The sequence below is a fragment of the Klebsiella electrica genome, from assembly GCF_006711645.1.
Classification (GTDB): Bacteria; Pseudomonadota; Gammaproteobacteria; order Enterobacterales; family Enterobacteriaceae; genus Klebsiella; species Klebsiella electrica.
This window is the reverse complement of record NZ_CP041247.1, coordinates 208896-228404: the sequence shown is the minus strand read 5'-3', so window position 1 is coordinate 228404 and position 19509 is coordinate 208896. Positions and strand designations below refer to the sequence as shown.

The following is a 19509-nucleotide window of genomic DNA, read 5'->3' as shown; positions in this document are numbered from 1 at the left end:
CCGTTATGGATGGAAGTAGAGAAACTGAACATCAGAAACCGAGAACAGCCGCTCACGCTGTAACACCACATGCGCGCCGCCCCCTTGTCCCTGTAGCCAGCGAGAGTAAAGCCCCTCGAGTATGGCACAAAACGCATTGCACCAGGGCACACGACGCGCATCATCACGACTCACCGGCAGCGCGCGATGACGTAAACGCAGACCGTCATCGCCCACATCCACGCTGACGAACCCCCACTGAAAGCGGCTGAGCAGCTGGTTGATGTTGACCTCCAGCTGGCCGACGGTTTCTGACTCCGGCAGCGGGTAGCGATCGGCCAGGGCTTCCCCCATCTGACGTAAAAATGGCTGACTCTCCAGCTCGCCGGCGTTGTTCAGCATCCCGTCAATCATAATGAGCAGCAGATCAAACCATCCCGCGGGGGTTTGCTGCTGCTGAAACCAGGCCATGACTTCCGCGTTGTTTTTGTCCGTCATGATCAGTTATCTCCCAACATATAGCGGATATAGAGACCGGCGGTGCTCTCGTTGTAATCACCGAAGGTGTCGTAGCCAATCTGGCCGCCCAGCGTCATCTGTTTGTTCACCTTGTAATCCGCCCCGGCACGCAGCGTGTAGCCAATGCCGCTCTTCGAGGTCGCTGAATAGTATGCCTCTTTGGCAAAACCATTGGTTACCGCGGTCTCCAGGGTCTGCTGCCATTCAGGATTGGTCGGGAAGTAGGCGCTCTTATCCTGGCTATAGGATTGATAACCCACCGAGCCGCCAAGCTTCATCGTCCAGTTGTCATACTTCTCCGTCAGGTTAACCGGCAGCGAGACGCTTACGTAGTTCTGCGGGCTGAAGTAGCCCCCCTGACCATAGGTGAAGTAGCTCAGGTTTTTCGAGTAATCCATGTAGCTCATACTCAGACCGGCCTGCAGCTGACGATATTCATCATGGTAAGGTCGCAGATAGACCCCGGCGTTGGCGTTGATACTGGTGTTGCTGGCGACATCGCTGCCAATGTAGCTGTAGCCGCCGCCACCGACGTAGAAACCGGCGTCGCCATCGTCGTAGCTGAGCTGCAGGGTTCCGCCATTTTTCGTCACCTGCCCCCAGGTTTTCCCGGAGTAGGTATCTTTCAGCCCGACGTAAGAGAGCAGGCTGTCGGTCAGCGAACGGCGCTCACCGGTAAAGATCAACGACAGGTAGTTGGTGAGTTTCGGCGACCACTTCACACCCCCGACCACGGTGTTGAGATCCTGGCCCAGCGGCGTACTGCCAATGTCCACCCGATAATCATCGCCGCCCAGCGCCAGGGCTAATTCGACGCCATTTGCCTTCTGCGCATCCGTCGAACCGCTGGTCTGATCGACATTCGGTTTCTGGTTGGACGAAGCCAGATAGCCAGCGACCCGTCCGGAGTCATAGGTACCAAGTTTCGCCAGATTCTCCATCCCGCTGCGGGTCGTGGCGTTAAAATCTGACGCATCCAACGTCCCCAGCGAACTCAAGGCCAGGGCCCCCGGATGGCTGGCAAAGTACGCCGTACGCTCCGTCTCGGTCATCCCCGTAATCGCCGCCTGCGCGCTGGTGGCGGTGGAAACCATGTTGGAGACCGCATTGGAGAGCGGGTTCGCACCGTAGCGTCGCCAGGCGTCGCCGCTGGCGGTGCCGGCATTCAGCGAAACCGGCGTCACGGTAAAGTCAAAACGCGAGTCGCCGAACGGCGATGAGGACCAGGTCAGCGGCGTTTTCATCTCGGTCAGCTTACTGGTCCCGGATTCGCCGTCGCGGCCACGCACTTCCATGCCGCCCTGCAGCCAGGTGCCGGTTTTATCCTGTAGCGACTCCATCATAGTATCGACCTGGCGCAGCATACGGGTTTGCGCGGTCTCCAGCGGAAGGTCGGAACGCTGGATGCCGGGCAGCGTGGTTCCGCTGCCTGTCGACACCTAGGAAACCTGCCACGGCATATACTGCCCGTAGGCCGACGCCGTTCGCGTCGTGGACGGTGTACGGGAGACGCCGACAAAGGGGTTATCCGCCGCCAGCACGCCGCCAACGGTCGGCGTTTGCGCGCTGTTGCTGCTCTGCAGCCCCAGCAGTTTGCCGCGCGCGCTGCGCAGATACGTCATCGCCTGCTGATGGTGCCCCTGCGCTTCCGCGACGCGCGCCAGCAGCAGCAGGCGATCCGGCGTGTTGTCCTGACGCAATCCGCCGGCCAGCTGCGCTGCCCGGTCGTTATTGCCGGCCGACAGCGCGACATCGATAGCGCCGGAGCGCGCCGCCTGATCCGGCGTATCGCGGGTCATCAGGTAGTCATAAACCACCCCGGCTTCTTTGTTCATTTTGCCGCTCTGGTAAAGACGCGCCATCGCGAACATCAGATCGGTATTTTGCGGGTCGCTTTGCATCGCGCCCATCAGCTTGTCATACGCCGCGGCGTAGTTGCCCTGCTCCCGCAGACGATCGGCCTCGTTGATCACGTAACCATTGCGGATGCTCGCCAGTTGCGTCGGCGTACTGCTTGCCTGAAGCTGCGGGTTCGCCAGCAGCGTTTGCGCTTCATTGGTCAGCCCCGCCTGATTAAGGACCGCCACCTGATCGGCATAGTCGCCGGCGTTGCCGCTGATTCCGCCGCTGATATTGTTGCGCACCAGCGTTACCGCCGTGGCAACATCGCCGCTCTGCGCCAGCAGTCGCGCCAGTTTACCCACGTCAGCCGGTGCTTTTGGCGGCGTGGCCGACATCGCTTTCAGGGTATTCGAGGCCGCCACCGTGTTGCCCTGGGCGAGATAGTCTTGCGCGGTGGTCAGCTGCAGGTTGTAGTTGACCCGCTGACGCAGGTCGCGCATCTGGCTGGTCTGGCTGGCGGCGGGGATCCGCCCCAGCAGCGTCTGCGCCTGCTGCCAGCCGCCGTTCTCACTGGCAAACAGCGCGGCGGCATAGAGAGCGTTACTGCTGGCGCCGGGGCGATACGCGGCGGCCATCGTTGACGCGGCCTCACTGTCATTGCCGGATTTTTGCAGCAGGCGGGCTAAGTCGAGACGCATCCAGGCGTCATCCGGGTAGCGGGAGACCCCCTGGCGCAATGTCGCGATAGCGCCGTTGACGTTGCCGCTGTTGGCCTGCTCTTGCGCCTGCCGGCGTAGCGAATCTCCCGGCATACCGGTCACGATGCGCGGCTGTAGCTTTTGCTGCAAACTCTCCGGCAGCGTGCGTAACATCGCCTGCGCTTCCGCCGTTTTATTTTGCTCGCGCAGGATGTAGTAAAGGTTCTCGCGCGCCGGGCCATTTTGCGGCTGCTCGCTGAGCAGCGAGCGCAGCGTTTGTTCCGCCTGAGGGAGATCTTTGTTATGGCGCAGCACATCGGCACGGAACAGTTTGGCCGATGCACCCCGCGCCCCACTCTGCTGAACCAGCGGCGCAGAGAGCGCCAGCGCCTGGCTAATATTGCCCTGTTTGTACGCCTGCTGGGCCTGCGCCAGCTGACCGTAGAATAGCGCATCCGCCGCCTGCTGACGGCGCGCCGCCGAATCATTACCGCCGAGATCCGCCGCCCGGCTTAAATACTGCGATGCGGCCTGGAAGTCACCGTTGCGCTGGGCGATATATCCCATCCCGGCCAGCGCGTCCGCATCCTGCGGGTTGGTTTGCAGCACCTGTTCAAACTGCTGTTTCGCCGCCGTGGTATTGCCGCTATTGAGGTTAGCGAACCCCTGACCGCGCGCCTGGCCGCTTATCTGCTGGCGATAGTAATTCTGTACTTCGGTATCCTGCGGGTGACGCTGCATCCAGGTATCGTAAAACGCCTGATCGCCCTCCTGCGGCCCCAGCCACAGCAGCGCCTGGCGTAGACCGCTGTCGGCATCTTTACTGCCGCTGGCCATCGATTCCAGCATGGAGATCCCTTCCCGCCGGGTATCTTCCCGCCAGGTCAGCGCCTTGCCTAAGGCGACGCGCGGGGCGTTTTCCTGCGGATGCTGCGCCACGTACTGACGCAGCTCATTAACCGCCTGCGGATAGAGCGTCTTGTCGCTGGCCATGGTCATGTAGTACTCGCCAGCCAGCCCCGGCGGCGGCGTGTTGCCGTTGAACATGCTGCGCCAGGTCGCCAGCGCCGCCGGAATATTACCGCTGCGCGCCTGCTGTCTGGCCAGACTCAGCTGCCCCTGCGGCACCTGAGACAATTTTTTGGCGTTATCCAGCTCCTGCAGGTTCGGGCTGTCTGGCGACGCTTTCGCCAGCCGCGCCCGCCACTGGGCGGCCGTCTGAAGGTCGCCGCCCTGCTGGGCCCACAGCGCCATCAGATACATGGCCTGCGCGTTGTTGGCGTCAACCAGCAGCACTTTCTGCAGCGACTCCATCGCCAGCTCATCGTGCGATTTTTCATGCCAGTAGTTCGCCTGGGCAAACAGCGCCTGCAATGCGGCATCATTGCCCGCCGCCGTGGCATCGCCGAGGGCGCCAAGGGTCAGCGCGCCGGACAGGCAAAACGTTGATAATCTGCGGGTCGCCCTGCTCTTCATTTTAATGGCTCGTTTCATTGGCTGTCCCCCGAATTCAGACGCTTGCGTGCATGGCGTTTAAACATGGCGGTAAGCGCCAGGCCGATTATCGTTGTCGCGAGCAGTCCCAGCAGCGCAAGCAGACCGGAGTGCTGGTTGGCATACCAGACGGCCATCATGTACCACGGCATCTGCCCGCTGGGGAATGGCGTGCTCACCTGGAAGCTGCGAACGCCATTGTCGCTGGTGATAATCGCCGTATCGCCACGGATACCGGCGTTGATTCGCGGTGAATCAAGGTCGCTTTCCAGCTTCGTCAACTGATCATCGGTGCTGGCCATCGCCACCACCACCGTCCGCTGCGGGTTCCACGGCGAACGGTAGCTAATAAAGCCACGCCAGGCGCTGCTGGAGGAGAGATAGCGATCGGCATCGAGGCTGGCGGATGTCCAGTCGCCGGCCAGCCAGCGCTGTATTTTTGAACTCAGTCCCGACTCGCGCACGCCCAGCTGATTATCCGTCTGATAATAAGGAGAATCTTCTAACAAGCGCTGGTTAAACGTTTTCTGATCGAGGGTGCTGACCACCAGCACATCGCGATCGCGCAGGTACTGAAGGCCCGCCCCGCCGCTGGGGACGCCTAAAACAACCCGGTTGTTCGCCAGCGCCGTGCCGGTGGCGTTACCCGAGCGAGCCGCCAGGTTTAACAGCGTGGCGACCTGCGTTTCCGACGGTTTTTCCGCCAGCAGCAGCGTGGTTTGCGAATAATCCGCCAACCGCGAGAACGGGAACGACGCACCGACGAAATAGGAGAGGTTCGGTAGCAGCGAGAAGTGGCGCGTATTGCTTAAATCAATCCACGAATCATCGGTAATCCGGCTCTTGATATTGCTATTGAGCACCACCGAACAGGGGGCGTTTTGCTTCGGCACCACGTTGAAATAGAGCGACAGTTGGTTATCCCCGTAGATCAGATAGGGCGCCAGCGCAATGGTAAACCGCTCCTGACGCACATCGCCGCCCAGCTGACGCCATGCTTTCTCCAGCGGCCCCTGCTTATTGAGCGGCAGATTGTGCAGGAAGGTGTTATTGAGCGTCACGCTTAATAACGACTGATCCTCATCAATCCAGTTTTCCGACGGGAAACGGTAGCCAATCTGCAAAGGAATGGTTTGCCCGTCCCACAGATAGAGATCCGGCGCGGCGCGGAAAGCCACGCGCAGCGGTTCATGCCAGACGCCGCTTACGGTCATACTCTGATCTTTACGCAGCAGCTCGCTGATTTTTACCGGCCGATCGGTCGGGATCCAGCGCGGGGCATCATACGGCTTGTCGATAGGGATCGCCTGCGGATCCACGCTCAGGCTCGCGGTCTGCGGGGCGATATTACCGCGGGTCAGCCGCCAGGCTGCCGCACGGAGGTCCGCATCGTTTTGCCCGACAATCAGCAGCAGTTTGTAGGTGGGGTTACCCGGGTTATCGACAATCTGCAGCAGCGGTTTATCGGTTTGCGGCAGCGTCAGCCCGCCGACCTGGTCGCCCGGATGGCCGATAATAATGCCGTGGCGCTCCGGTAAACGGTCGCGCAGCGCGCTAAAAGCAATCCCGCGATAATCCGCCTGAATACCCAGCCACGACGAGATCAGCGCTGCGGCGCTGAAGATATCCGCTGCCGATTTCTCCGGATAGGCCACCGCGATATCCGCCGGGGTCATCTGCATGCTGTCAAAGAAGGGACGCGGGAAATGGCTCAAATCATTGCTGAGATTCAGCGGCTGGCTTTCCCACTTAAAACGCGAAGCCGGTAAAATCGTGACTCCCGACGTGTCAGGCGTATTGAGCAGGCACTGCATGTTGTCGCCATCATTCACTTTGAAGCTCAGGTTGTTGCTGGAGACCATCAGCGCCGCTGGAATATCCAGCTGATAATGCGAAATATCCGCCTCGTTGGTGCCCAGCGGCACCGTACCTAAAGGCTGGCCGTTGAGCATCAATTGCAGCGTGGCGTTGCGGGCGGCCATATCCGGCGAAACCTGAACATCCAGCATCAGTTCCGCGTGGGTCACCACCTGGTCTGAAGGCAGCGTAAAAGAGGCGCCACCCTGCTGTTGACCGCCGCTGAGGATAATGCCATCCGGCATCCCCATCTGAGCCAGATTAAGACTGCCCCCGACTATTGAGGTTAACGGCGCGACATCCGCTACTGCCGTTTTGGCCGGTGGGGGCATAACGGGGAGTGAGGCGGCCGGATCCGCCACCGGTTCGGTTGTCGCGGGGGTCGATGCGATCGATGACTCTGACGCGGCAGAGGGGTCTGCCGTCACCGGAACATCTGGCGCGGCCGACGACTCCGCCCCGGCGCTCGACGCGGATTCATTGGCGGGGATGCCACCCGTGGTCACGCCCGGTAACGGGAAATTCAGCGGCGCAGAGCGATCGGCCGGCGCCTCTTCACCGTGCAGCGCCGGTATAGAAAACATGCCAGCCAGCAGCGCAAGCGTGGTTAATCGTTTCATAATTGGCCATCCTCCTGCGCGGTACTCGCAACAGGTTTCTGCTGGCGGCGGCTGCGACGTGTTTTCCAGCTCAGCCAGAACAGTTCAAATACACAGCGTAAGATGGTGACAAACGAACGGAACGGGTTGTCCTGCGGGCGCGGCGGCTTAATCCATGCATCGGCGCGCGCCAGCACCACTCGCACCAGTTCACGGCGCAGAGAGAGAGGAATGTTTTCATCAAACTTAAGGCGAATAAAGCGTTCGTCCGCGATAACCTGTTCGGCCGGAATACAAATCGCGCCGGATTGCAGAATCAGTTCAATCTCTTCGATATCATCCTGCAGATGACGATCGTCCGGGACCGCGACACGGCATCCGCCCATCGACAGGTCTGCGGTATGGCTGCGCGAAACGATGCCGCTGGCGTAGTGAATTAATACCGGAATATTGACGTCGATGCGGATCGTTTTCCGCACCTGGCGGGTTTCCCGCGCGACGGCAATCGCCGCCAGCAGGAAGATCAGGCTGTACAGCCCCCAGCCGACGTTCAGCGCGATAACGTTAGGATCAGAGCCGAAATAGTCATGACCAATGGCCCTGACGATACCGACAATCACGCCAGCCGCGAGCAAACACGCCACCACCAGATGCGGCCTGACGACGGTAAAGTCGAAGTAACCCACATCCAGCAGCCCGCCTTTGTCGGTCACGTTGAATTTACCGCGTTTGGGGAAGATCATCGTCACCAGCGTCGGCAGCACCAGGTGGAATGCCAGCACGATGTCATAGATTTCCCCCCAGAAGCTGTAGCGATAGCGGCCGTTCATCCGCGAGCCGACATAAATCGCGAGGAACAGATGCGGTAGCGCATACGAGACGATCAGGCTCGCCGAGGAGTAAATAATATTCAGGTTAAACAGCAAATAAGCTAACGGGGCGGTCACAAACACCACCCGCGGCAGGGCAAACTGGTAGTACATCATCGCGCTGAGATAACACAGGCGCTGCTGGAAGGTCAGTCCGCGACCCAGTAGCGGGTTATCGAGACGGAAAATCTGCGTCATGCCACGCGCCCAGCGGGTACGCTGAATGACGTGCACAACTAAACGTTCGGTGGCTAAACCCGCGGCCAGTGGAATGTCGAGAAACGATGATTTCCAGCCCAGACGTTGAAATTTAAGCGCGGTGTGCGCATCTTCGGTGACGGTTTCCACCGCAAAGCCGCCGATATCTTCCAGCGCCTTACGGCGAATCACGGCGCAGGAACCGCAGAAGAAGGTCGCATTCCAGTTATCGTTGCCCTGCTGAATCGGGCCATAGAACAGCATCCCTTCGTTCGGAATATTGCGGCCAACGGAAAGGTTACGCTCGAACGGGTCCGGCGAGTAGAAGTAGTGTGGCGTCTGTACCAGCGCCAGCATCGGGTCCTTGAGGAACCCGCCAACCGTCGCCTGCAGGAATACGCGGGTCGCGACGTGGTCACAGTCGAAGACACAGATGAGCTCACCCTGGGTGATGGTCATCGCATGGTTGAGGTTACCCGCTTTGGCGTGTTTATTATCATTACGGGTGATATAGCCAACCCCAACGTCGGCGGCGAATACCGCGAACTCGCTACGTTTACCATCATCCAGCAGGTAAATTTTCATTTTATCCGCCGGGTAATCGATACACTGCGCCGCCAGAACGGTATCGCGCACCACCTCCAGCGGTTCGTTATAGCTCGGAATATAGATATCAACCGTCGGCCATGTGCTCATATCATCCGGCAACGGGACAATTTCGCGCTTCAGCGGCCAGACCGTTTGCAGGTAGTTCAGCAGCAGCATCACCCAGATATAAACTTCCGCCAGAAACAGCCCCATCCCCAGCACCGTCTCAATAGTAGAGTTAAAATGCAGGGTCTGCGTCAGGCGAAAATACATATAACGGGTAGACATCAGCAGCGAAGTCACGACCATAATGACCGAAATGCTGCGCTTTTTGCTAAATCCCATTAAAAACAGAATACCGATGCTTAGCAGACCAAAAAGATACTGCTTTTGGCTGTCCATCGGCGTAATAATGACCAGAACGGCAACAGGCGATAGCACCAGTACCAGCAACCAGAAAAGAGACTTTTTCATTCAGCAGCCCTGCAATAAGTTAAAGCCCTGACATACGAGGCTGGCTGTGCACCGTGCCGTCGCCAATTTTAATACCCAACAGCGCAGAGATTTTTTTTGCCATGATTTCAATATCAAAGGCGGCTGCAGAGGAAGAGCTAAAGTCGAGAATCGACTTCTGGGAAGCGTTCGCTTCAACGACGCTCTCATCACGATGGATAATACCCAACAGACGATCGCCCAGTTTATCCTCCATCAGCGCGGTGACGTCACGGCTGACCTGACGGCGATTATCGCTCTGATTCAGCACGAAAAAGTGCCCAAGTTTGTGGTTGAGCTTACCGCCGGTTAAACGCTGCTTTTCCACCTGCGACAGCGTCGACATCGAGGCGGTATCCGCCAGCAGCGGGATCAGGTGCAGATCGGCCAGCGGCGTTAATGCCGTCAGCGCCGGTGAAGGGCCTGGAGGCAGGTCGGCGATGATAACTAACCCGGGGTAATTCAATAAGGCCGCCAGCCCACGGGTGAGGAAATGGGGGTCGCTGGTCAGGTGTTCGTCAAAAGCCTGACGCTGTGCGTCGCTGACGTCGCCATAGGGCAGAACAAAGATATTGCTGCCCGCACTCAGCACGCACTGGCTCCAGTCGTGAAGCTCCAGCGCTTTCGCGACATAGCCGCGATCATCGCTCAGAGGGACGCCAAAATGCAGGCGTAGCGCATTTTGCACATCAAAATCGATCGCCAGAACTTTGCTGCCGGCGCGAGCTAACGAATAAGCCAGATTTGCCGCGAGGGTCGTTTTTCCTACGCCGCCTTTGGGAGAACACACGCAAATCAACGGCATGTCGCAATCCTTTCTAAAAGTGATTTCAGCGGCTGATCTTTATTTTTCGCCACCGGTTCAACGGCTTTTACCGCAAATAAATGAGCATAGCCTTCAGCCGCCTGCGCAGACGGTACGACCGGACGAACAGCGACCGGTGGTGCTGGCGCGACGACTGGGGCGGGTGCAACGACTGGAGCGGGCGCAACGGACGCGGCCATTGTCGGCGCAGGTTCCGCTGCCAGCGTATTTTCTACAGCCGGAAGAGGGTCATGCGGAGCAGAGACGGACACCGGGGATGGTATTACCGGAGCCGGGGTTGCAGGCGACAAGGATAACGGCGAGTGCGCGGGTTCAGCTTCAACCCAATGAAACATATCCGTAGGGACCGGCTGTGGTATCGGCAACGATACCGACCCTCCCATGGCCAGAGAAGACTCTTTGCTTTCCCCAGGCGAAAGCTGATTGAGAATAACCCAATCTCCCTGTTCTCTGGCGGCGGCGTGTGATGAAAGGTCCTTGAAATCCAGACTTTGCGTACGAGTCTTTTCCTTGAAGCGCTGCAAATCATCATAATGGGTCATGGATAACCTCATGATTCTAAAAAATAATATTTTAGCTGTTTTTATTTTAATACTACGCCTTTAGAGCATAGTTTATTTTATTGTTTTTCATCAACTTAAGTTGGTCAGAATGACCAACAATGCAATGACGTTATAGGGGGGTATCGAACAAGGTAGCGTAAATCACTGATAGTTTTGTGGTTACCCTACCATTTCTTATAAAAAATGATAGCTCCATTTTTTAGGAGGTCCAGACGCCACCCGGCCAGAACTTGCGGTGCCACTGAAATAATCCGTTTTTTATCTCATTAATCTTGAGGTGATGAGCAGAACAAATAGCTATGACGCTTGATGGGATATATTTTAGTCTTTTTATATCGTTGTAGAAATAGGTCGAATAAATTATTTAAGCTAAAAACATCGGCCAGGTACTTTCTTAAGCCTTACTCTTCTCCGGGCATAATAAGCGGCTGCTGTCGAAAGTTTTGGCGCCTTCGACAGCAGCGGGGAACATCAGGCGAGCGGTTTTTGCTGGTTTTCATCCTGGTCGACGGCAAAGCAGGCCACTAGCTGTCCACCATAGTCCTTCAGCTGCGGCTGCAGTTGCGTGCACGGGCCGAAACGACGACGACAGCGGGCATTAAAGGCGCAGCCCGGCGGCGGATTCAACGGACTCGGCAGCTCGCCGGTCAGCTTAATACGTTCGCGGCGATCGTCCGGGTTCAGACGGGGGGTGGCCGACAGCAGAGCCTGGGTATACGGATGACGCGGATTGTTGAAGATCTGGTCCTTAGACCCTTTCTCCACGCAGCGGCCGAGATACATCACCATCACTTCATCCGCAATGTGCTCCACGACCGACAGGTCATGGGAGATGAACACATACGACAGCCCCATATCCTGCTGCAGATCCATCATCAGGTTCAGCACCTGCGCGCGAACCGACACGTCCAGCGCCGAGACGGGTTCATCGGCAATCACCACGTCCGGGTCCAGCATCAGACCACGGGCAATCGCAATACGCTGCCGCTGACCGCCGGAGAACATATGCGGATAGCGATCGTAATGCTCGGTTTTCAGCCCGACCTTCGCCATCATCGCCAGCGCTTTTTCACGGCGCTGTTCTTTGCTCAGTGACGTATTGATCTGCAGCGGCTCTTCCAGAATCTGTCCCACTTTTTTGCGCGGATTCAGCGAGCCGTAGGGGTTCTGGAACACAATCTGGATTTTCTGCCGCCGCAGCTTTTGCGCCGTGGCGTCTGGCTTTAACAGGTCCTGCCCCTGATAGTAAAGTTCGCCGCCGGTCGGGATCTCTATCATCGTCAGCAGACGGCCCAGCGTCGATTTTCCGCAGCCGGACTCGCCGACCACCGCCAGCGTCTTTCCGCGTTCAAGGTTAAACGAGACGCCGTCCAGCGCCTTAACCAGCCGTTCAGGGGCAAACAGCCCCTTCTTCACCGGGTAATATTTTTTCAGATCAATGGCCTGCAACAAAAACTGTTGCGTGGTGGCCTCATGGGTACTCATAGCATAGGCCTCCCGGCATCATCCAGTGGGTAGTGGCATTTCGACTGACGGGTGCCATCAACGCGGTTCAGCTCCGGCTCCTCGCTGCGACACTTATCCGTGGCATAGGGGCAACGTGGGTTTAGCAGACAGCCGTTGGGGCGGTCATATTTCCCGGGCACCACGCCAGGCAGCGACGCCAGCCGCGCTTTATCCTGGGCAAACTCCGGCAGCGCGCGCAGCAGCGCCTGAGTATACGGATGGCGCGGTGCGCGGAAGATATCCTTCGCATCGCCGGCTTCCACCACCTGACCGGCGTACATCACGATAATCTTGTGCGCGGCTTCCGCCACCAGCGCCAGATCGTGAGTGATCAGGACCAGCGCCATGTTCTCTTTTTGCTGCAGCTCCAGCAGCAGCTCGATGATCTGCGCCTGGATGGTCACGTCCAGCGCGGTGGTCGGTTCATCGGCAATCAGCAGCTTGGGTCGGCAGGCTATCGCCATGGCGATCATCACGCGCTGACTCATCCCCCCGGAGAGCTGGTGCGGATAGACATCAAGACGTGATGCCGGGTCAGGAATGCCCACCAGCGTCAGCAGATCGATAGCCCGCTGAATACGGGTTTTCTTATTGCCGCCCTGATGCACCTTAATGGCTTCCATAATCTGGTAGCCGACGGTGTAGCAGGGATTGAGGCTGGTCATCGGGTCCTGGAAGATCATCGCCACTTCCGCCCCCACCAGCTGGCGGCGCTCTTTTTCTGAAATACGCTTCAGATCGCGGCCATTAAATTCCAGCTTTTCCGCCATCACGCGGCCGGGGTAATCAATCAGCCCCATGATAGCCAGGGAGCTGACCGATTTACCGGAGCCGGACTCGCCGACAATGCCAATCACTTCACCCTGGTTAACGCTGTAGCTCACGCGGTCTACCGCGCGAAACGGTGTCCCTTCGTCGCCGAAGTGCACCGATAATTTATCAACATTCAATAACGCCATCTCGAACCTCTTACTGCTTCAGTTTGGGATCGAGCGCGTCACGCAGACCGTCACCCATCAGGTTAAATGCCAGCACCGTCAGCAGAATCGCGACACCCGGGAAGGTGACGACCCACCAGGCGCTCTGCGCGAACTGCAGCACATCGGAGAGCATCGTGCCCCACTCCGGTGTCGGCGGCTGCGCACCCATGCCAAGGAAGCCAAGAGCGGCCATATCGAGAATAGCGTTAGAGAAGCCCAGCGACGCCTGAACGATCAGCGGCGCAAGACAGTTAGGCAGAATGTTGATGAACATCTGACGCATCGCCCCCGCGCCTGCCACCCGTGAAGCGGTGACGTAGTCGCGGTTCACTTCCACCAGCACCGCGGCGCGGGTCAATCGCACGTAGTGCGGCAGGGCGACAAAGGTCAGCGCCAGCGAAGCATTCACAATCGAGGGGCCGAAGATAGCCACCAGCACCAGCGCCAGCAGCAGGCTCGGCAGCGCCAGCATAATATCGACAACGCGCATAATGATGGAGTCAACAACGCCGCCAAAGTAGCCCGCTACCAGGCCGAGCACCACGCCGAGAATCAGCGACAGCACCACCACCAGACAGCCAACCAGCAGCGATAAGCGCGCGCCGTACATCAGGCGCGACAGAATATCGCGGCCCACGTCATCGGTACCCAGCAGATGCGCAAAGCTTCCCCCTTCCTGCCAGGCCGGTGGCGCCAGCAGTACGTCGCGGAACTGATCCGCCGGGTTATAGGGGGCAATGAAGTTAGCGAACACGGCGATAATAATCATAATCGCCACGTAGACCAGGCCGACAACCGCCCCTTTGTTGCGTTTGAAATAGTGCCAGAACTCCTGCAAAGGGGTCATTGGCACCGGTGCGGCGACAACTTTATTTTCAGTAATTTGTGACATGATGGCCCCTTACTTCTTATGCCGAATACGCGGGTTCACCACGCCGTACAGCAGATCGACCAGCAGGTTGACGAGGATAATCATCGTCGCGACCAGCAGTACCCCGCCCTGCACCACCGGGTAATCGCGGCGTTGCAGCGCATCGATCAGCCAGCGCCCTAAACCAGGCCAGGAGAAGATCGTTTCGGTCAGAATGGCGCCCGCCAGCAGCGTCCCGACCTGTAGCCCAATCACCGTGACCACCGGCAGCATCGCGTTACGCAGCGCATGGACCACGATGACGCGCATCCGGGTCAGCCCCTTGGCGCGCGCGGTGCGAATATAATCTTCGCCCAGCACTTCCAGCATCGACGAACGGGTCATACGTACAATTACCGCCAGCGGAATGGTGCCCAGCACCACGGCAGGCAGGATCATGTGCATTAAGGCATCAATAAAATCGCCCGGCTCGCCCCAAATCGCGGTATCGATCAGCATAAAACCGGTCAGCGGCAGGGTATCGTCAAGGAATACGGTGTCGCTGATGCGTCCGGAAACCGGCGTCAGGTTGAGCTGTACCGAAACCAGCATGATAAGCATCATGCCCCACCAGAAGATCGGCATGGAATAGCCAGTCAGCGCGAGGCCGACGGAGGTGTGATCGAAGATAGAGCCGCGTTTGACCGCCGCCAGTACGCCCACCGGAATACCGACGATGACGGCGAAAATCATCGCGCACACGCCCAGTTCCATCGTAGCTTTAAAGCGCGGCACGAACTCCTGCCACACGGGAATGCGGCTTTTCAGCGAGATGCCTAAATCCCCATGCAGCACACCCCAGATATAGTGGGCATACTGCTGCCACATCGGCTTATCAAGGCCCATTTCAGCCAGCAGCTGAGCGTGACGTTCAGGGGAAATACCACGTTCGCCCGCCATAATCATCACCGGGTCACCGGGAATCATATGCACAAAGGCAAAGGTGAGAAGGGTAATACCGATAAATGTCGGGATGACAAGTCCCAAACGTCGGAGGATGAACTGCAACATAACCCGGATTCTCTATAGTGACGCCCCGCCTGGTGACCGGACGTCTGTATTGCTCACAAATGTCAATTCCCTCTCCCCAAGGCGGGGAGAGGGGGAACACACTGTTATTATTCGATAGAGACGTTATCGAAGTGGTGTTTACCTAATGGATCGACCACGTAACCTTTGACTTCTTTACGCACCGGCTCATAGACGGTGGAGTGAGCGACGATCAGCGCCGGAGCCTGGTCATGCATCACCACCTGAGCCTGCTTGTAGAGCTCGATACGTTTGTTGTGGTCGTCGGTCGCACGTGCCGGCTGAATCAGATCTTCAAACGGCTTGTAGCACCAGCGAGAGTAGTTCGAGCCGTCTTTTGCCGCCGCACAGCTGAACAGGGTGGCGAAGAAGTTATCCGGATCCCCGTTGTCGCCGGTCCAGCCCATCATGACGGTCTGGTGCTCGCCTGCTTTCGCACGCTTCAGATACTCGCCCCACTCGTAGGTGACTATCTTGGCCTGCACGCCGATTTTGGCCCAGTCAGCCTGAATCATCTCCGCCATACGGCGCGCGTTCGGGTTGTACGGACGCTGTACAGGCATCGCCCACAGATCGATGGAGAAGCCTTTCTCCAGACCCGCTTCTTTCAGCAGCGCTTTCGCTTTTTCCGGATCGTAAGTGTAGTCTTTAACGTCGTCGTTATAGCCCCACATGGTCGGCGGAATCAGGTTCTTCGCCGCCTGGCCTGCGCCCTGGTAAACGGCTTTGATAATCGCTTCTTTATTGACCGCATAGGTCAGCGCCTGGCGGACCTTGACGTTATCCAGCGGTTTCTTCTCGGTGTTGAAGGAGAGATAGCCGACGTTCAGGCCCGGCTGTTCCAGCAGGGTAATGTTTTTATCTTGTTTCATGCTCGCGATATCTGCCGGGTTCGGGTACGGCATGATCTGGCATTCATTTTTCTGCAGTTTCGCGTAGCGCACGGAAGCATCAGGGGTGATAGAGAAGACCAGGCGATCGATTTTCGGCTTGGTGCCCCAGTAGCCCGGGAAGGCTTTATACAGAATACGGGAGTCTTTCTGATACTGCAGCAGCTGGAACGGGCCGGTACCGATTGGGTTCAGGTCCACTTTCTCCGGCGTACCGGCTTTCAGCATGTTGTCAGCATACTCTTTTGACAGAATAGAGGCGAAGTCCATGGCGAGATCGGCAAGGAACGGCGATTCCGGGCGGGTCAGCACAAACTGGACGGTTTTATCGTCAACTTTCTTCACTTCGCTAATCAGGTCAGGCAGGCCCATGCCTTCGAAGTATTCATAGCTGCCGCCAGACACTTTATGGTACGGGTTTTGCGCGTTTTTCTGGCGATCGAACGAGAATACCACGTCGTCAGCATTCAAATCGCGAGTAGGTTTAAAGTCTTTATTATCCTGCCACTTCACGCCCTGACGCAGGTGGAACGTATAGGTTTTGCCGTCCGCGCTCACTTCCCATTTTTCCGCCAGGCCTGGAATAACTTCCGTAGTACCGGTTTTAAATTCCACCAGACGGTTATAGATGGGTACCGAGCTGGCGTCATAGGTGGTACCAGAAGTGAATAGCTGTGGGTTAAAGCCTTCCGGCGAACCTTCAGAACAATAAACCAGGGTCTTAGCCTGAACGCTTGCAGCAACGGTCAGGGCGACCAGGCTCAGACCAAGCTTCAGCATCCCTGACTTTTTCAAGGAAATACTCATTATTCTGCTCCAAATGTGATGTTGTTTGCATATATCCGCCAGGCCTTTATTTATTTTTATTCATCATATTTCGCACTACGGATGCGTTGGCTACGCCCGATAGCCCCAGTCACATAGTTATCTATGCTGCCGGGGATGCTCAGCTTGCCGCCTTCCCGTTGCTCGAACTATTAGAATATACCCGGTCCGGTCGGTGGTGCCCGAAGGCATTGAGAGAGATGGGGATTCCTTTCACAAAAACGCCTGAGTTGCAGTGCGGATTCTCCATGAAATGCCCCTCATGCCCTACAATCTGTCAACAGAATGCGTAAACGTCAATACAGCTAACCGGGTTTTACATCCGGGGTGAGAATCAGCAGGCAAAGATTAAAAAAACTTCAGGACGCTATTTTCAGCAGAGAAATTTATGCTAGCAGCAAGCAGGCAGCATAAATAACTTAATACCCGATAACAGCCAGTGATAAGCAATTCTGGTAAATGGTGAAAATTTATTGCGATGTGGCCAATATGTGAGCGATTAATAGCGCGAACGTTAAAACGCACAGCGGAAAATGCTGCCGTTATCCATAAGCTTCGCGAAAAAAGAGCCTTAGAGATATAAAAAAATACAATGGAAGATGTCACAAAATAGTTAACAGGCAACATGAAACAAGGATTCGTGCCTTTTTTGTGACTTTGGTTAACTATCACCCCCCGGCATCGTTGCGCCCGACCCGCAGCTCAACGTCATTCTGCCCCCGGAAGTTCTCATCCTCGTCGGCCGCAGATGCAAAAAAGCCTGCTCGTTGAGCAGGCTTTTTAAATTTGGTCGGTGATAGAGGATTCGAACCTCCGACCCCTTCGTCCCGAACGAAGTGCGCTACCAGGCTGCGCCAATCACCGAATGCGGGGCGCATCTTACTGCTGAGACTCACACCCGTCAATGCCTTATTTGGAAAAAATAGCTCAAGCGGCGAGAAACTCGCCACTCCCGCTATTTCGCCACGGTTTTCCCCGCGTCGGCAACGCGGCACCAGTTGTTATTCTCATTAATCCCGCCGTCCGGCGAGGTATAGCCCAGGCAGCCCATGATGGTGTCATACAGCTCAACGTGACGACGCGGAACTTTCATCGCCGCCTGCTCTTTGAGGCGGGCAAACGCAGCGGCATGATCTGGCGCAGCCAGATACTTATCCGACATCCACACCATCATCGGCACGCGGAACTGTTCCGGCGGCGCCATCTTACGCGGCGTACCGTGCAGGTGCTCATGCTCGTTGATAGACTCTCCGTGATCGGCGGCATAGAACACAATCGCCTTCTTATCACGCAGCTGATCCAGCACGCTCACGATAAAGTGATCGACGTAGGTCACGCTATTATCATAAGAGTTGATCAGCTCCGCTTTCGAGCATTTGTTGTCCACCCCCACACACTCCGGCTGCCATTGCGCAAAGCTGCGCGGGTAACGCTGGGTATAGTTAAAGTGCGAACCTTTGGTATGGAGAATAATCAGGTGCTTACCATGATCATTCTTCATCAGAGAACGCTTAACCTCATCCACCAGCAGCATGTCGTCCACGCTTTTGCCGCGGTTACGCGGCTCCGCGCCAATCTGCTCGCGATAGGCGATGCTGTTCGCCATGGTATTGCTGTAGAACCACATCTCGCTCTGCATCGCATACAGATCGCCGGTAAAGCCGAGCTGGTGCAGGACAGCAAAGACGTTTTGCTCTTTCAGCGTTCGCTGCGGATTGTCTTCCGCCCCGCCCTCACGCACAAACATGCAGCGCAGAGAGAGTTTGGTCGCGGTATCGCAGGAGTAGCCGCGGAAGGCCACCAGGTTTTTCTCCTGCGCCAGCTTCGGCGTGGTATTGCGGTTATAACCCAGGATTCCCATATGGTCCCAGCGGGTAGTTTCACCGATAATGAACACCACGTAGGTATCATCCAGGCCCTGCGGCTCAACATAGGTGAATTTCTTTGCCGGGTTGACCAACGACTTGTTATCTGAGGACTCATCCACCTGCGCCCAGGCGTACAGCCCCAGCGCGGAAAGCCAGTTCGATGGCAGATACGAGTTGGCGATCACCCCGCCGTAGCTCGGCATATCAACTTCAGAGCTACGCTCAATGTCCTTCTGCCGCAGTTCGAGCAGACGAATCGGCCCCCAGACCATCAACCCGGCGAGGGCAACGATAGCGATATTTTTTACCCGCTGGCCCGGCGTCCGAATTTGCCGCAGCAGCGTGTGTTGACAGCGGTTGCTCCAGATAAGCAGCAGCGGCGGTGCGCTGACCAGGGTCAGCCACAGAATCAAATACCAGCCAACCACTTCCTGAGACAGGTCGATATCCGTGGTCATGACCGACGCAATGATGCCGTAACCAATCACCACGTTCAGGAAGGTCATGTAATAGCTGGCGGCAGCGGAGAAAATCACCACCAGCGTGGCGAGTATTCGCCAGACGCGTCGGCCCAGCAGCGACAGAATACGCAGCAGGAAAAATGTCACCAGCACGGTGGCAACCAGTTCCACAATCCCGGAAAGCCCTTTCCAGAGGGTAAATTCCTGCGCATAACCATCAAGGCGACGGAACAGCACAGCAACGTTCATAAACCAGCCGATGTACAGCGCCAGCCAGAGACTGACTTTCTGCTGTGTCATCGTTCTAATATAATTCATGCATGAAACCTGGAAAAAGAAGAGATAAAACCGCCTGACTCACGCAATATAAGCGGGCAGGTTAATAGGGTGCGTTCAGGTTGATTAACGACTCAACCCCATTCGAGATGCCTTGAGGCGACAGGCTCGTGATCCTCTGGTGCTTACTCAAGCAGTGACTGAGGCGAACGAGCGCAGTCAACAATAAGGCAGTTTGAA

Annotated in this window: 10 protein-coding genes, 1 tRNA gene and 2 pseudogenes; all 13 read right to left on the bottom strand. The window is 57.0% G+C overall.

The window, feature by feature from the left end:
- Nucleotides 1-3 precede the first annotated feature (3 nt).
- Nucleotides 4-480 carry a cellulose biosynthesis protein BcsD gene (gene bcsD / locus Electrica_RS01055; protein ID WP_160704469.1) on the bottom strand — a complete coding sequence of 159 codons (477 nt, stop codon included), beginning with the start codon at nt 478-480 and terminating at the stop codon, nt 4-6.
- Nucleotides 480-4532: pseudogene (locus Electrica_RS01050) on the bottom strand (cellulose synthase subunit BcsC-related outer membrane protein). The gene bcsD and the pseudogene Electrica_RS01050 overlap by 1 nt, the downstream one beginning before the upstream one ends.
- Entirely contained in the window at nt 4529-7009 is a 2481-nt protein-coding gene (gene bcsB, locus Electrica_RS01045; protein WP_141963113.1) for a cellulose biosynthesis cyclic di-GMP-binding regulatory protein BcsB, read from the bottom strand. The pseudogene Electrica_RS01050 and the gene bcsB overlap by 4 nt, the downstream one beginning before the upstream one ends.
- Complete coding sequence (gene bcsA / locus Electrica_RS01040) at nt 7006-9117, bottom strand: UDP-forming cellulose synthase catalytic subunit (protein WP_141963111.1); 2112 nt, start codon at nt 9115-9117, stop codon at nt 7006-7008. The genes bcsB and bcsA overlap by 4 nt, the downstream gene beginning before the upstream one ends.
- 19 nt (nt 9118-9136) lie before the next feature.
- Nucleotides 9137-9929 (bottom strand): annotated as a pseudogene (locus Electrica_RS01035) (cellulose synthase operon protein YhjQ/BcsQ).
- A 1-nt stretch (nt 9930) separates the two neighbouring features.
- Nucleotides 9931-10503 carry a cellulose biosynthesis protein BcsO gene (gene bcsO, locus Electrica_RS01030; RefSeq protein WP_141963107.1) on the bottom strand — a complete coding sequence of 191 codons (573 nt, stop codon included), beginning with the start codon at nt 10501-10503 and terminating at the stop codon, nt 9931-9933.
- Nucleotides 10504-10995: 492 nt separating this feature from the next.
- Entirely contained in the window at nt 10996-12009 is a 1014-nt protein-coding gene (dppF, locus tag Electrica_RS01025; protein WP_131049367.1) for a dipeptide ABC transporter ATP-binding subunit DppF, read from the bottom strand.
- Nucleotides 12006-12989 carry a dipeptide ABC transporter ATP-binding protein gene (gene dppD, locus Electrica_RS01020; RefSeq protein ID WP_141963105.1) on the bottom strand — a complete coding sequence of 328 codons (984 nt, stop codon included), beginning with the start codon at nt 12987-12989 and terminating at the stop codon, nt 12006-12008. Before dppD ends, dppF begins: the two co-directional genes overlap by 4 nt.
- Nucleotides 12990-12999: 10 nt before the next feature.
- A complete protein-coding gene (dppC, locus tag Electrica_RS01015) occupies nt 13000-13902 on the bottom strand; it encodes a dipeptide ABC transporter permease DppC (RefSeq protein WP_100682983.1) in 903 nt (300 codons plus the stop codon).
- A gap of 9 nt (nt 13903-13911) precedes the next feature.
- Entirely contained in the window at nt 13912-14931 is a 1020-nt protein-coding gene (gene dppB / locus Electrica_RS01010) for a dipeptide ABC transporter permease DppB (RefSeq protein WP_004868763.1), read from the bottom strand.
- Nucleotides 14932-15038: 107 nt separating this feature from the next.
- Nucleotides 15039-16646 (bottom strand): dipeptide ABC transporter periplasmic-binding protein DppA, encoded by a 1608-nt coding sequence (dppA, locus tag Electrica_RS01005; RefSeq protein ID WP_131049366.1) that lies wholly within the window; start codon nt 16644-16646, stop codon nt 15039-15041.
- Between the two features lie 805 nt (nt 16647-17451).
- Nucleotides 17452-17528: transfer RNA gene (locus tag Electrica_RS00995), tRNA-Pro, on the bottom strand.
- Nucleotides 17529-17619: 91 nt separating this feature from the next.
- The gene (eptB, locus tag Electrica_RS00990) at nt 17620-19311 is read right to left on the bottom strand and encodes a kdo(2)-lipid A phosphoethanolamine 7''-transferase (protein WP_100682979.1); all 1692 of its coding nucleotides are present in this window, start codon (nt 19309-19311) and stop codon (nt 17620-17622) included.
- Nucleotides 19312-19509: the final 198 nt, after the last annotated feature.